This is a genomic window from Psychrobacter glacincola, assembly GCF_904846215.1.
GTDB lineage: Bacteria > Pseudomonadota > Gammaproteobacteria > Pseudomonadales > Moraxellaceae > Psychrobacter > Psychrobacter glacincola.
The window spans coordinates 16021-31155 of the sequence record NZ_CAJGZK010000028.1 but is presented as its reverse complement, the minus strand read 5'-3'; the positions used below and the strand labels follow the sequence as shown (position 1 = coordinate 31155).

12 protein-coding genes and 1 pseudogene are annotated in these 15135 nt (G+C 42.3%); 6 read left to right on the top strand and 7 right to left on the bottom strand.

What is annotated here, in order from left to right; translation table 11 throughout:
* Both JMW90_RS13805 and JMW90_RS12380 read left to right on the top strand, forming a co-directional pair.
* A pseudogene (locus tag JMW90_RS13805) lies at nt 1-100 on the top strand (IS1 family transposase); the annotation flags it as partial.
* A 548-nt stretch (nt 101-648) separates the two neighbouring features.
* A complete protein-coding gene (locus JMW90_RS12380; protein ID WP_201564575.1) occupies nt 649-1467 on the top strand; it encodes a hypothetical protein in 819 nt (272 codons plus the stop codon).
* Nucleotides 1468-1533: 66 nt separating this feature from the next.
* On the opposite strand, the gene JMW90_RS12375 is transcribed toward JMW90_RS12380, so the two are convergent.
* The 6 genes from JMW90_RS12375 to JMW90_RS12350 all read right to left on the bottom strand — a co-directional run bounded on the left by JMW90_RS12375 (nt 1534) and on the right by JMW90_RS12350 (nt 6611).
* Complete coding sequence (locus JMW90_RS12375; protein WP_201564573.1) at nt 1534-1680, bottom strand: DUF2256 domain-containing protein; 147 nt, start codon at nt 1678-1680, stop codon at nt 1534-1536.
* 45 nt (nt 1681-1725) lie between these two features.
* On the bottom strand, nt 1726-1896 hold the full coding sequence (locus tag JMW90_RS12370; protein ID WP_011279704.1) for a DUF2256 domain-containing protein: 171 nt from the start codon (nt 1894-1896) through the stop codon (nt 1726-1728).
* Nucleotides 1897-1924: 28 nt separating this feature from the next.
* A complete protein-coding gene (locus tag JMW90_RS12365; protein WP_201564571.1) occupies nt 1925-2947 on the bottom strand; it encodes a PD40 domain-containing protein in 1023 nt (340 codons plus the stop codon).
* A gap of 377 nt (nt 2948-3324) precedes the next feature.
* The gene (locus JMW90_RS12360; RefSeq protein ID WP_201564569.1) at nt 3325-3813 is read right to left on the bottom strand and encodes an META domain-containing protein; all 489 of its coding nucleotides are present in this window, start codon (nt 3811-3813) and stop codon (nt 3325-3327) included.
* 347 nt (nt 3814-4160) lie between these two features.
* The gene (locus JMW90_RS12355) at nt 4161-5279 is read right to left on the bottom strand and encodes a lipase secretion chaperone (RefSeq protein ID WP_201564568.1); all 1119 of its coding nucleotides are present in this window, start codon (nt 5277-5279) and stop codon (nt 4161-4163) included.
* Between the two features lie 276 nt (nt 5280-5555).
* The gene (locus tag JMW90_RS12350; RefSeq protein WP_201564567.1) at nt 5556-6611 is read right to left on the bottom strand and encodes a lipase family alpha/beta hydrolase; all 1056 of its coding nucleotides are present in this window, start codon (nt 6609-6611) and stop codon (nt 5556-5558) included.
* Nucleotides 6612-6921: 310 nt separating this feature from the next.
* Between JMW90_RS12350 and map the strand changes: the two genes are divergently transcribed.
* Complete coding sequence (map, locus tag JMW90_RS12345) at nt 6922-7713, top strand: type I methionyl aminopeptidase (protein ID WP_379607884.1); 792 nt, start codon at nt 6922-6924, stop codon at nt 7711-7713.
* Nucleotides 7714-7885: 172 nt separating this feature from the next.
* Complete coding sequence (glnD, locus tag JMW90_RS12340; RefSeq protein ID WP_201564566.1) at nt 7886-10633, top strand: [protein-PII] uridylyltransferase; 2748 nt, start codon at nt 7886-7888, stop codon at nt 10631-10633.
* A gap of 9 nt (nt 10634-10642) precedes the next feature.
* Here the strand turns inward: glnD and JMW90_RS12335 are convergent, their stop codons facing one another.
* The gene (locus tag JMW90_RS12335; RefSeq protein ID WP_201564565.1) at nt 10643-11311 is read right to left on the bottom strand and encodes a hypothetical protein; all 669 of its coding nucleotides are present in this window, start codon (nt 11309-11311) and stop codon (nt 10643-10645) included.
* 294 nt (nt 11312-11605) lie between these two features.
* On the opposite strand from JMW90_RS12335, the gene dapC reads away from it, so the two are divergent.
* Nucleotides 11606-12832 carry a succinyldiaminopimelate transaminase gene (gene dapC / locus JMW90_RS12330; protein WP_201564564.1) on the top strand — a complete coding sequence of 409 codons (1227 nt, stop codon included), beginning with the start codon at nt 11606-11608 and terminating at the stop codon, nt 12830-12832.
* 325 nt (nt 12833-13157) lie between these two features.
* Nucleotides 13158-15122 (top strand): DUF294 nucleotidyltransferase-like domain-containing protein, encoded by a 1965-nt coding sequence (locus tag JMW90_RS12325; RefSeq protein ID WP_201564562.1) that lies wholly within the window; start codon nt 13158-13160, stop codon nt 15120-15122.
* Nucleotides 15123-15135: the final 13 nt, after the last annotated feature.

Sequence of the window (15135 nt, the reverse complement as noted above, 5' to 3'; positions counted from 1 at the left end):
TCGGGCGGTTAGAAAAACCTGTTGTTTCTCTAAGAAGCTCGATAATCACTTCAAAGTGTTTGATATGGTATTCTTTTACGTCAATTATGGCTATGTCTAATGCCAGCATACTTTTTAGAACACCACCAAATTTTTATACTGCTAATTTAAAGTATCGCCACCTCTATCTTCCTCCTCTGGAAACATTAGGTTAGAAAACGTGGCGGTTTTCAATTGTTTTAATTATCAATTTTATCCTTCCACTGCCGACAAGGCTTAGAACAGTAAATCATTTACTTTTAATTCTTCTGCTACTTTTTATGCCAAATAAAAGGTTCAAAACAACTCTGATCTTTATTGAAAATAGCATCATATTTTATATATAGTCAGGGAAAAGTAATAGCGATACATCAAGTACTGCTGATATTCATTTTTATTGCTTGCTGTGCCTACGCAGACAGAGGCTGCAAAAAATTTATACCAGCAGCACTGTAGCGTTTTTGAGATATTTTAACTATACGTAAATTATCCTAATATATTTATATATATAAATGTACGAATATATACTACAATCAATTTATGAGACCCTTGTCGGTCGTTTCAAAGAAGGAGGCATACTTAATACCTTAAGTTCGCATAGTTTAAATTTTATAATCAAGGAGAGATAAAATGAAATTTTTTAAAATAACTTTGTTAACTATAGCAACAGCTACTTTGCTACTACAAGGATGTGGCAGTGACGACTCCGATGAATCACCTAGCTCCGAAACTCCTACTCAGCCAGGTTTTAATAAGGCGATTGTAGGCGTTTGGAACAGTGATAATCCTGAAGATAATCTAACAGCGGTTGCTTTCTTAGATGATGGTACTTATGTCGTAGCACAAGTTGATGAAGATGAATCAGAAACCAATCCTGATAACGGTATGGAATTTGGCAAATATAACGTTGATAAAACTACCGGTCTACTTACCAACAGTGTAATTTTTGACGGCAATGGTGGCAGTGGTTTTTCCGATATGTTGACTAGTTACGCCGAAGTAGTCAATAATAAATTGATACTTCGTATCGATGAAAATAATAATCGCACAATAGAGAGCAATGAGATCTTTACTTTTTCTAGGATTAAGTCTGAGGGGTTATCAGGCTACTGGAAAAACACGACTACTGATGACAGTTTATTGGCATTAGTTTTCACTGATGAAGCGACTAATGCTGAAGATGATAGCAGTTACGTTCAGTTAGGAGTCGATAGTGCACCTATGATGTCTAATCCATTAAACGGTATGGAATGGGGTAATTACAGTGTAGACGCTACCACAAAAGCTTTAGTCACTAGTCAAATCTTTGATGAAAATGGTGAGGCAGGATTATCAGATGATGTTATCCGGTATTTAAAAGTATCTGGTGATACTCTAACGCTTGAATTTGATGAGAATCAAAATGGCGTGATAGATAGCGGCGAGTCTTTAGATTTTAAACGTCAATAGTCGTTAAGATTTAAAAATAAAAGAATCAGCCAATCTATGGATGGGCTGATTCTTTTTAGTTTTAGGCTAGTCATTCTTTAATTTCCCCCGCCGACACTTCTCCGAACAATAAATCACCTGCTCCCAATCCTTTTCCCACTTCTTGCGCCACGTAAATGGGCGCTGGCAGACGGGGCAGATTTTTTGCGGTAGGTTTACTTTTTTATGCGCCATCGTCTGCTCCCTTGTTTTCGCATACCTCTAACTGTCTATTAATGCTTACTTATCTTCTTTTTGATGATCCAACCCTTCATACTTTTTGACGCGGCGGCATTGGTCGGAGCAATAGACCATGCTGTCCCAGTTTTTATCCAACTTTTTAGTCCAGCTAAACTCTCGAAAGCAGACCGGACATTCTTTTTTGCGGACGTTTTTCTTTTTATGCGCCATGATATTTGCCTTTAAATTAAAAAATCGCTTAATGACCCCAAATTGGTGAGCGCACTACTCCGCCCGTTTTACTGCTAATGGCATAACTGGTATTCCCTGCTAGAGAATGGATAACCAAGCTACCGCCATTTTGACTGCTTTGACCGCTTACTTGCCTATCCAGATTTGACTGACGTGTTGGATAGAGGGCGTATTTTCCAGAAGGTGATAGGCGCGCTGGCTCATCAAGTCCCGTTTCTGCCAGATTGATGACTTGTCCTGTGGTAAGCGTCATTACTGCCGCTTTGCGACCATTGAGATATGCCAAACGCTGACTATCTAAGCTAAGCTGAGGACTGGCAGCATAGCCTCCCGTCGATATAAGCGCGGCGTTGCCCGTAGCAAAGCTATAACGATAAATGCTTGGGCGACCAGCGCGGACTTTATCACTGGTATAGACAAAGCTCTGCCCATCGCTGGCGTAGCTTGGCTGCACTTCAGTGCTCGGTAGCGTGGTGAGCTGTTTGGTATCGCCATCGCTTAAACGCATCTCATAAATATCGGCATTGCCACCAACGGTTGAGCTATAAATAAGCTTTTTGCCATCGGGTGAGAATGACGGAGATAAATTGCTGCCTTCTGCATTGGCGACCAAATTATGACTACCGCTTTTAACATCGTAAATATAAATCTTTGGATGCTGACGGGCGGCTTGTTTGCTATAGGCGAGCATTTGACCATCCGCTGACCACGCAGGCGCATAGATATAACCATTTAGCTGATCGATCAATTGACGCCCGCTACCATCGGGGCGGATGCGATATAGCGTTGAGACCTTGGCAGCACCTACGCCTTGCTCCTCTACATAAGCAATATAGCCTTGTCGATCTATTGCTGGCATACCAATAGTGAGCGGATTATTCATAGCCATCGTGCTAGGCGCTTTGGACAAAGCATTTGGCATTGTCTGGCAGCCTGTTAATACCGCCAGCATTGAAAGCATGATAATAGGAACAGTACTGTTTAGCCTACGAATATTAACAGTCGGTTTTAAGACAGCGGTTTTTAACATAAGATAAAATCCTATAGATCCATTCGATATGAACCATTTAAAACGTGCAACTTACTATTAATAATATAGTCAGAGAAAAGTAATATCGATACATCAAGTACTGCTGATATTAATTTTCCTTGCTTGCTGTAGCTAGCCGACAGAGGCTACAAAAAATTTATACCAGCAGTACTGTAGCGTTTTTGAGATATTTTAACCATATCAAGTGAAAGAGTGCTAAATGAAATATAAGCAATCAGGAACAGCGATGTCGCTAGTGTAACGTAGATTGCCCTCTTCTTTTAAACAATAAATTTTAGACAAAAAAATGCCCCACTGCTAAATGAGGCATTTTTTATATATGGTTATCATATAACGATAGTAACTGGCTATCTATATTATTTAGCAACCGCTTTAAAGTGTGCAACTTGACTGTTATTTTTGATGGTCAAGATAGGTGTGTTGCTTGCATTGGTGCTGATGCTATATTTGCCTTGTACCGTGGCAAGCGTAGCAGTATCGAAGCTGGCTTGTAGCTCAGGGCACGCCATCATAGTAGATAGGATATTGCCTAATATGACGTTACCGTTTACGACTTTGTAGTCAGAACCCATGTTATTACAAGTATTGGCAAAAGCAACACGGTCATTGCCGCTATCTTTGAAGAATTTTAGGGTAAGTGGTTTGGCTGGATCAAAGAATAACTGAGTGACCTTGTCACCATTTGCACGCTTGGCATCAACAAGCTGCCAATCATATGCTTGTAGTGCATTAGCAGTAATTGGTTGAGTCACAGGCGCCGTTACGATAGGAGCAGTTTGGCAACCAGCAGCCAATGTACCTACAGTAAGGGTAGCAGCCATCATTATTTTGGTCATATTTTTCATATAAAATCCTAGAGGTTTCAAATATTAATATACAAAGTAAGATACTCATTGTTTATCATTTTAATCAGTAGCGCTTGCTCTGATGAATTTGTTGTTTTCTTTAGTCTAAACAATGCGGCTATTATGCCGATTTCTCATAAGCCTTTCATGATAGATTGAGTACCAATGACCGCTATATTTGTTCCACTCTATGGTATTTTTGCTAATATGCCTTGCTAAGCCAGTTATGAGCTGCTAACACATAATAAATCTACCCTTAAGAATAAACTTATTGTTTCAAAACTTATTAGGCTATGTTTATAGCTTTTTACTTGCCTCTAAATTCCCATCTATAGCCTGTCTTTTGGTTAATTCGTATCAGCAGTTTTCTGCTGCTGCAGGGCGGCATAACCTGTTAGACGCTTACGTTCAGACTCGCTAAACAGTTGCTGCTCGATTTGATTGATTTGGGTTTGCGTTTGTGATTGCGTTTGTGATTGATTGGCACTTTGTGTTAGAAGTTGCTGTTTTTGCGCTTGATACTGATTAAAACGTTTATCAAAGCTAGCGTCTGCTTGATCTACTTGCGCTAAGCGTGCTGCCGCTGGTGCACCAACCAGCTCTCGACGCATATTGTATAGCGCTTCAGGCGTGGCACCTTTTGCTTGCATCTGTTCTGTACGCGTCATCAACTCGTTTAGATTGGCTTGCTGGGCAATGTTGGTTTTGGTCGCATTGTCTGGCATGCGGCTAATATAATCTTGTCTTGCAGCTTCTTTTTGCGCATCAGACAGTTGGGAATTCTGACTGATTCTAACCATCTCCATACTATAGTCATCATACTCATCTTCTGCACCAAAGAAGGCGATAATGGTTTCTTTATCAAAACGCTGTTGACGCAATCTAGCGACATCTTGTTTTTGCTGAGTGACGACATTTAAGTCTAGCTCGCCACTTTGGGTCGCTTGCAACTGTAGGGTGCCGTACTTTTTCTCAATCTCAGGTATGGCTTTGAGATAAGCCACATATTGGTCAAATATAGCAAGCGCTTGACTGGCGGCCGGCTCTGGCGTATGACTACGGATATAACTTTCTACGCGAGCATAGACAGTTGCTTCCTCTTCTTCACCAAGTGCCGATAAAAAATAATCAAATAAACGCCGTAAGCCTTCAGTAACGACCAGTTGCTTGTTTTCATCAATGATAATCTCGCCATCGACATCAGTACCTTGCAAAGAGCGCGGTAAACTCTCAAGTCCTGTGGTAAATTTAATCGTACTTTGCTTAGATTTTTTGCTCATGCCGCTATCAGAGCTCGCTTCGTCTGTAGATTTAGCGCTAGCTTGACTGTCGAGTACTGTAGAAACCGCTTGAGAAGAGAGTTTACTATTGTCATTAGGCTTAAACCACCAAATAATCGCTACTACTAGCACGACTATCACAGCGATGATGACTGGCAAAAAAGGTGAACGGCGATTATTTGACATAACGAGAATATCTTATTTGATCAATGGGTTTATGTATGGATTTACGATATAGTCAAAATACTCTAAAAACGCGACGGTACTACTGGTACAAATTTTTTGCAGCTTCTTTCTGCATGGGCACAGCAAGCAAGAAAAATTGATACCAGCAGTACATAATGTGTCGATATTACTTTTCACTGACTATAAATAAAAACGAATAAAGAAAAAGGGTCATTTCAGTATTGACCCTTTCTCTTCTCTCTAAAAGCTATAAATCTGCTAACTCATATATGAACGTTATAAATTGGCTTTTTTCAGACGATTGACTTGATCACGATACAAAGTTTCTGGAGCAGGCTGTCCCCACGCTGTTAAGGCAAGAATTTGATTGGCTGAATCTAAGTGGTTCATACGATAGTCGTCTCGAATCACATAACCCAGTCGGCTTGAGCAGGCAGATACCAAGCCATCGTTGGGATCATTGTCAAAGGTTGTCCCTGTAAGTGCGAGCAAATAATCACTAGGGTCAATACCATTGGTTATTTGCCCAACACCACTAAATGAGTAATACTTGATACCATTAACTTCCGTATTTGTAGGTTGACCACAATAGCTGGTTGGCATCGCCGCAGGAAACTTAGCATTAAACTGGGCAGCACCATCGGTCGATAACGCGACAGCTGTGTTCCAAGCTTCTTGTTTATTAAGTTCTGTTGGGCTCGTACCTGAGCCAATATCCGTAACGCCACCGAATAGCTGTAAGAAAACAGATACCGCTTGTGTCACCAAGCTATCCTCAGAAAGCGTTTGCATCACTGCATCTGCCGTTTTTGAGCCTTGTTCTGGACTGGAAATAGCAGTGACAGAAGCGACATACTTTGGTGCCACGCCAGCGACATAACGAACATCAATACCGCCTTGACTGTGACCCAATAAATTCACTTTTGGGCTGCCTGAAATGGCACTGATGGTTTTTACTTTCTGTAAAAGCTGCTCGCCGCGAATTTCGCTATTATTAAAAGAAGAGCTTTTTGTGGTGTACACTTGACTGCCACCGCTCATAAGTGTTTCAGGAATACCATAAAAATAATCGACCAAGCCGAACATCTTAGTAAAGCCTCCCATACCATGGGCTAGTACTATTGGATATTTGGTTTTGGTATAATCTGAGGTGAAGTACTGACTACTCACGAGCTGGCAGCCGTCAGCATTTGCACAGTTGTAATATTGACCAGATGCTTGAGCAGAGGTGGTTTGCATAGTCATCAAAAGCATACCGGTGGCAATGGCACCTAATGACGGTAGAGATGCACTTGGTGTTAGCACAGCGCGCAGAGAGGGTTTTATAAACATAACAACATCCTTGTTATCGTAAACGTGATTCTATCTTTATATGCTTTGTTTGTTGCATCCTGCACAAAGCGGTATAGAGGGCTACTAAATCATTTAGCAAACAAAATTACAATACTTATATATCTTGTAACATTCAACTGGTTTTTGACATTCACACGCCTATTATGATGACTCTATAGTCATTTTTATGTATATAAAGTCAGTCAATATCGATATGATTGAAATATTCAATGACTTGCATTCAAGCAGCAACTTGTGCGTTTATGTTATAATTGGTCACCTAAATTCTATAACTATAAGTACGACAATGATGACTAAAAAATCCCTTATCCAATCTCCTGAAGCCATAGAAAAAATGCGCGTGGCTGGTAAACTTGCCAGCGATGTCCTTGTGATGCTTGATGAGCATGTCAGAGTAGGTATCAGTACTGAAGCATTGAATCAAATCGCCCATGACTATATCGTTAATGTACAACAAGCTATCCCTGCACCGCTCAATTACAACGGCTTTCCAAAATCTATCTGTACTTCAATTAACCATGTCGTCTGTCACGGTATTCCAAGCGAAAACAAATTGCTAAAAGACGGTGATATCATCAATATCGATGTGACCGTGATTAAAGATGGCTATTATGGTGATACCTCAAAAATGTGGATCGTCGGCAATGGCTCTATTATGGCGCAGCGTATCTGTAAAGTGGCACAAGACGCGCTATATGCTGGTATGAGCGTGGTCAAAAATGGTGCACGTTTGGGCGACGTCGGTGCGGCAATCCAAGCAGTGGTTGAACCTGAGCGTTTTAGTATCGTGCGTGAATTCTGTGGTCATGGTATCAGTAATGAGTTCCACCATGAGCCGCAAGTCATGCACTATGGTCAAAAAGGTACGGGCTTTGAGCTAAAAACTGGCATGACCTTTACCATCGAGCCGATGATTAACGAAGGCAAATGGCAGACTAAGATTTTACCAGATGAGTGGACCGCCATTACCAAAGACCGCAAGCTATCAGCCCAGTGGGAGCATACCATGGTCGTGACGGATAATGGCTGCGAGGTATTCACCACGCGCCCCGAAGAAGATTTGAGTTTTTTGACTCAGTAATACAATAAAAGATCGCTTAGGCGGTCTTTTTTTCGCCTATGATTAATGGTTGTCCTCCCCTATTCTTGCTGGTCTTTTATCTTTATACTTTCTGTATATTATCGATCGCTTTTTATTTTTAGCGATCCATATCTACTGAACCGGATTTCAAACTTTTAACTGGACAAATCTCATGTTTAATTGTGATGTCACCGCCATTGATTTAACACCGATGCCTTTGTTATCAGCAGACGATATGACAACCGCCTCTCTATCTCCGTCAACAGACACAAGCGTGATAGAAAAACCGCTGTTTGGTATTCCTGAATGGTTGCTTCAAATCAATGACGATATCAGCCGTGCACTCGAACGCGGCGTCAATATTCGGCAATTGGTTAACGCTCGTGCTTGCGTCATTGATGATTTATTGATTGATTTGTTCAAATACTTTGAGCTTGATAAAACGGATTTGGCACTGTTTGCAACCGGTGGCTATGGTCGTGGTGAGTTGTCACTCTACTCAGATATCGATATTTTACTGCTCATGCCTCATGATATTGACGCCGATACCAATAAAAAAATCGATAATTTGGTGGCGATATTATGGGACATTGGACTTGAGCCAGCATTATCAGTACGCAGTGTCAGTGACTGCTTGGAGGCGGCGCTTGATCACACTATTGCCAGTGCGTTATTAGAGGCTCGTCTATTAATAGGCAACGACGCCTTGCAAGATGTCCCGCATCAAATAGTGAACAATCAATGGTCACCGCGCGCGTTTTTTGACGTAAAAATCAATGAGGCAAAAGCTCGATATCTACAGCACAATGCCACAGAATATAATCTTGAGCCCAATATTAAAACTGCTCCCGGTGGTCTGCGTGACATTCATATCATCGGTTGGGTGACCAAACGCTATTTTCGGGTTAGTAAGCTCTATGATCTGGTGCAGCAAGACTTTTTAACTGAAAAAGAATTCGATGAATTAAGTTTTGCAGAAGGCTATCTATGGCAAATACGGCACTATCTGCATGAGTTAACAGGTCGCAATGAAAACAAACTGTTGTTCGATTATCAGCGCGAGATTGCCCAACTGATGGGCTATGAGCCCCAACCAGATGATCAACCAAATGACTCAGTAGAGCGCTTTATGCGCGATTACTATCGCTGTGCCATGCAAATATCGACATTGTCTGAAATGCTGACCAATCACTATTACGAAACCATCATAGAGCCGCAACTACCTGATGAGGAACGCCCAAAAAAACAGCCTATTAATGCCCGCTTCAATCAAGTCGGCGAGCAAATCGCAATGGCGCATCACCGAGTATTTGCTCAGCATCCTGAATCGATTTTAGAGATGTTTTTACTCATGGGTCAGTATGGCATCAAAAATGTCCGTACCCATACCTTGCGCGCCCTTAAGATTGCAGCACGCGGTATTGATCAGGCTTATCGAGACAACCCTGCGCACCAAGCGTTATTTTTAGCCAATTTAAAAGAGCAAAATTATCTCTTTCACCGCCTGCGTACCATGAATCGCTACGGTGTTTTGGGCAACTATATCCCCGCCTTTGCGCAAGTTACTGGGCTTATGCAGTATGACTTGTTCCATCGTTATACCGTTGATGCCCATACCTTGTTTTTGATTCGTATTTTGCATCGTTTTACGGATCCGCTTTTTTATGAAGATTTTCCGCTCGTGAGCTCCATCTTTCAGCGTATTGAGCGTAAAGAAATTTTGGTCTTGGCGGCGATGTTTCATGACATTGCCAAAGGTCGTGGCGGCAACCATAGTCAACTTGGCGAAATCGAGTCGATTGAGTTTTGTCTGGCTCATGGTATGAGTACTGCAGACGCCAATCTGGTTGGCTGGTTGACCCGTTATCATCTGCTAATGTCGATGACGGCGCAGAAAAAGGACATCTCAGACCCAGAGGTTGTGACGCTATTTGCAGATTTGGTGGGTAACGTCACTCATCTAAATCATTTGTATGTGTTAACTGTCGCTGATATGAACGCCACCAATCCACAGCTTTGGAACAGCTGGCGTGCGACCCTTATGAAACAGCTATATTCGCAAACGCGCCGTATTTTGCGGGCGGATATTGATGCCCCAACCAATCGTCAGGATATGATTAGTGCCACACGCGCGCAAGCACTGATAATGCTAGATAACGTCGACAATCAGCATATGAATCGTGATGAGGTGTTGAGATTGTGGGATGATTTGGGCGATGAGTATTTTTTGCGTGAAATTACAGAAGATATCTTATGGCATACTGAGGCGATTTTGAATCATCCGCCTATAGGGCGTGCGTCAAATGCTGACAGTCCGCCACTGGTCGTCTTACGTGAGCATCGGGAACTGGCGCTGGATGCGGTGCAAGTTTTTGTTTATACCCAAGATCAGGTCAATTTGTTTGCCGTGACTATGGCTGTATTTGATCAGATGAATCTCGATGTATTGGATGCCCGTATTATCACAGCGACCCGTGATTTTGCACTCGATTCTTACGTACTACTCGATCGTAGCGGTACTTTACTGGTCGATAGCGACAGTCAGCAAGAGCTTAAGCAGCGACTGATTGATGCCTTTAAAAACCCTACCTCGCCCAAACTGACCAACAAACGGATTCCACGCCAGCTTAAGCATTTTAATGTGGCAACGACGATTAACTTTGAGTTTAATGAGGCCTCAAGTCAGCATATTATGAGCTTAGAGACCCTTGATCAGCCAGGTTTGCTTGCGCGTGTTGGACAAGTATTTTTGCAGCAGCAGATTGAAGTACATGCCGCACGTATTACTACGCTTGGCGAGCGTGCAGAAGATATGTTTTATATCAGCGATCAAAACGATCAAGCACTGAGTGCTGATAAACTTAAGACGTTAAAAACGGCACTGATAGACAGTCTTAGTCTCCGTAATGACGCTATTTAACTTGCCTTTTTATATCAAGCTTTTATAGATGATGTCACGAGCATATTCCTTCAGGGCATCATCGGCAAGCTCTAGAGGCAGTATATCTGCTTGTACCTTTTGCTCGCCATACATTAAGCGTCCCGCATCGACCTCCTTTTGTAGGAGGCGGTGCAAGCTTGCCAAACGAAGTTCTGCATTATAATATCGGTAGATTTGCTTCAAAGTAATAGGTGCTTTGGCATGAACATCGCGATACAAGCTATCGGAAGCCAAGATAGTCATCTCATTAAGCATCTCTTCACGTGACAAATCGGCTTGATTAATCTTATATTGCAACTGCTTAGCAAATCTGTCTTTAAAACTCAGCATTACAATAAAAATTAAGGTTTGTATGACAAATAAAGCGATGTATTGCCACAGAGGTAACGATATATCTAGCAACTTACTAAGCAGCATGAGTACCATGGCAACCACTATATAGCTGACCAATTGCCACAGCAGCCACATCATAAAACTGTTATCGCCAAACCAAAACATTTGACGTTCTCGTAATAGTGTCAACTGCTGGCGTGATTTCCACCAAGTCTGTTCACGCTGCTTTAACTGCTTATAAACGTCAAGACTTTCATGATTATCAAAGTATTTTTCATTGATATCCTTAGCATCGAGACTGTCCGTTTTTAACATACTAGACATATCAAATTATTCCTAAAATATGCTGTCAGAAAAGCCAGCATTTATCTTTACTTAATGATACATACACCATATCGCTTTTATAATAACGCGTTACGATATGGCCACATAATTACCTATTTTCACAGTTCTATCGTTAAAATAGTGGTGATTCAATGTGCTCTAGCAAAGTCATTATAAAGCGCTAGAGGTAAATATAATAAGAAAAAGACAAAAAATAAGAGAAGTGCTACACTGCTTAAATGTAATTTTTCTTTATAACTTTATTATTAACTGTTTATTATAGTTAGCCTACCTATGAATCACAACTTGATGACCCTACACCCTTATCCATTCGCTAAGATGGCAACTTTGCTGGCTGGAAGCGTTCCAGCCCATGGCTATGATGAAATCAAGCTGGGTATTGGTGAGCCAAAACATGCGCCACCAGCATTTGTTTTGGACGTAATACGCGAAAACTTGGACAAAATAAGTCATTATCCCACCACAAATGGGCTGTTTGAGCTGCGTCAAACCATTGCTCATTGGCTTGAGAAGCGCTTTTTTCTCAATCATGTCAATCCTCATACGCAAGTATTACCGGTAATGGGCACGCGTGAGGCAATATTTAGTATCGTGCAGGCAGTGATTAATCATCAAGCAGAGACTATTGGTCAGATATCATCGCCCGATCAATCGCCTGTTGTTGTCATGCCCAATCCGTTTTATCAGATATATGAAGGGGCGGCGATATTAGCGCAAGCAACGCCTTATTTCATACCTTGCACCGAAGACAATGGCTTTAAAGGGGATTTTCGCAGCGTGCCAAAAGATGTCTGGATGCGTACACAGCTATTGTTTGTCTGTAGTCCAAACAATCCAACAGGCTCGGTGATGACGATGGATGACTGGGAGCAAGTGCTGCGCCTATCAGACCAATATGGCTTTATCATCGCCAGCGACGAGTGTTATAGCGAGCTGTATTTTGATAAAGCGCCAATAGGTTTGCTGCAAGCCTGCGCGGCTCTCGGTCGCCACGATTTCAAAAACTGTCTGGTGTTCCATTCTTTATCGAAACGCTCAAACCTACCCGGTTTGCGCTCAGGCTTTGTAGCAGGTGACGCCACTATTTTGGACGCTTATTTACAATATCGCACCTATCAAGGCTGCGCGATGCCGATACCTCATCAGCTGGCGTCCATCGCGGCTTGGGAAGATGAGAAGCATGTGGCGCACAATCGAGCACTGTATCAAGAAAAATTTGCGCTCTGGATGTCAGAGCTTGGAGAATTATTGGATTTACGTATGCCTGAAGCCGGGTTTTATTTTTGGATAAAAGCGCCTGAGCAATTCGGTGGTGATGATGAGCGTTTTGTCAAAGCGCTATATGAGAAGGCTAATATTCATGCGCTTGCCGGACGTTACTTGTCACGTGAGGTCAACGGAGAAAATCCGGGACAAGGCTATGTGCGTATTGCTTTGGTGGCAAGTGTTGAGGAAAGTCGCGAAGCAATCAGGCGCATTCGTCAATTACTCGGTGCTTAAAATCGTTATTTAAAAACGCGTTAAGCTTGAGAGACCGCCAATAACCACAATATAATTATGGTTATCGGCGGTTTTCTGTTAGATGATGCTATAGTATGTCTTATAGCCGAATCAGACAGCACCGCCATTTGATGATATATAGTTAAAACATCTCAAAAACCCTACAGTGCTGCTGGTATAAATTTTTTGCAGCCTCTGTCTGCGTAGACACAGCAAACAAGAAAAATTGATACCAACAGTACTTGATATATCGATATCACTTTTCCCTGACTGTATTTATCATACTTACATCCCTCTTATTGCTTGTGCCATCAAGGATGATGCCATGCCCCATCTTGATTTTACCCAGCCACCATTTGACGTTTTGAGCGCCGCTGAACGCCAAAGTATCAAAAAAAACACCCAAGTTCGTTATCTTGCCAAAGACGAAATCTTACCAGCGGATGATTTGCAGTACTTTTATGTGGTACTCAAAGGTCATGTTGAGCAGCTGTTAGATGGTACGTTTGTTACTTCCTATTTAGGTAACGATCATACCGCTCATCTTAACAGTAATGATTGGTTTGATAGCAGGCGTCTGCCAAAACCTATGCCAGAAGATGGGTTGCAAGAAAGCAATCTTCAAAAAAATATAGATAAAAGTGAATTAATAACGCCCTATCAGTTTCGCGCTGTCGAAGATACTTTGCTGCTGCAAGTAAATGGGACAACCATTGATAAACTCAGTGCGCAAAACCATTTCGTACGCCAGTTATTATCAGAAAATCTACCCGAGCGTCTAAAAGCCTTACAGCTGCGGCGTAGTGGACAGCATTTAGATGCAGCAAGCTCTGCCTCTGACGACCCTCAAGAAGTACAGCAAATCATGCTACAACCAGTGATTGATATCACTTTATTGCCAGTCCATATCGTTGATGCTGACAACAGCCTATACCAAGCAGCTCGCACCATGACTGAGGCTGGGCTGAAACATGTTTTGGTACGCCCAACCGATCATTGGCAAGATGCCAACTCCTCTGATCGCACCTTAGGTATCCTCACCGATAACGATATCTGCCGCGCTGTCAGTGATCAGCAAAATCCTGCTACAACGCCTTGTCAAAATTACGCAAGTTTTAACCTAAGAACCATTGATGCGGACGATGAAATTGGTGACGCATTATTGACCATGACCCGCTATCGCATTCATAGGCTACCGATGATAGATACGCACGGCAAAGTCATCGGCGTGCTTGGGCAAAGCGATATGCTTGCTCACATTGGTCATCATTCTCAGCTGATTAGTATTGAAATCGAACAAGCTACAGATTTGCCAAGTTTGGCGACTGCCGTTGAGCTCATCGGACGCTATATTCGCGCTCAGCACCAAAACGGTATCAAGATGGGCAACGTCAGCCGCATGGTACAGACTCTTAACGCGCAAGTATTTACCAAGCTTTGGCAACTTATCGTTCCTGATGACGTCATGGAAAATACTTGTGTTATCGTCATGGGTTCCGAGGGTCGCGGCGAGCAAATCATGCGTACCGACCAAGACAATGCGCTCATCATTCGTGATGGGTATGACCATCCTGAGCTGGCAAAATTTACCGATACCTTTAATCAGCACTTAGCAGATCTTGGTTATCCGCTGTGTGACGGCAATATCATGATGAACAATCCCATGTGGCGGCAACCATTAAAAGCGTTTAAAGCGCAGATTGGTACATGGTTTAAAAATACCGAGCCGATGCACAGTATTTATTTATCCGCCATATTCGATGGTGAATATGTTTGCGGTGATGAATCGCTACTGATTCAGGTTCGTGAACATCTAAAAACTGCCCATCGTCAGTCAGACTTGATGTTCGTACGCCAATTTGCACGAGCAGCGCTGCAGTTTGGCGATATTAATCAATGGTGGCAAAAGCTAGTACCGTTATTGGGCGGTAAACCAAGCGCTTATACTATTGACCTCAAAAAATCAGGTATCTTTCCACTGGTACATGGCATCCGTACTTTGGCGTTAGAACATGATATCTTCAGCGACCCTAGCAGCAAAGGTCGCCTCAAAGCTTTGGTACAGACTCATGCCTTAACCCAAGAGCGGGCGGATACCTTGCTTGAGGCCCTAGAATTCTTTATGGCACAGCGCCTATCAGTCGCGCTATCGACAGACAATAAGTATGCAAAAGAAGTCGATCCAACGACGTTATCTGCCCTTGAACGTGATTTACTAAAAGAGTGCTTAGCGGTGGTAAAAAGCTTTAAAGCACAGTTAAGCCGCCATTATCAGCTTGAGATTGGTTAGCACCATTATCTGG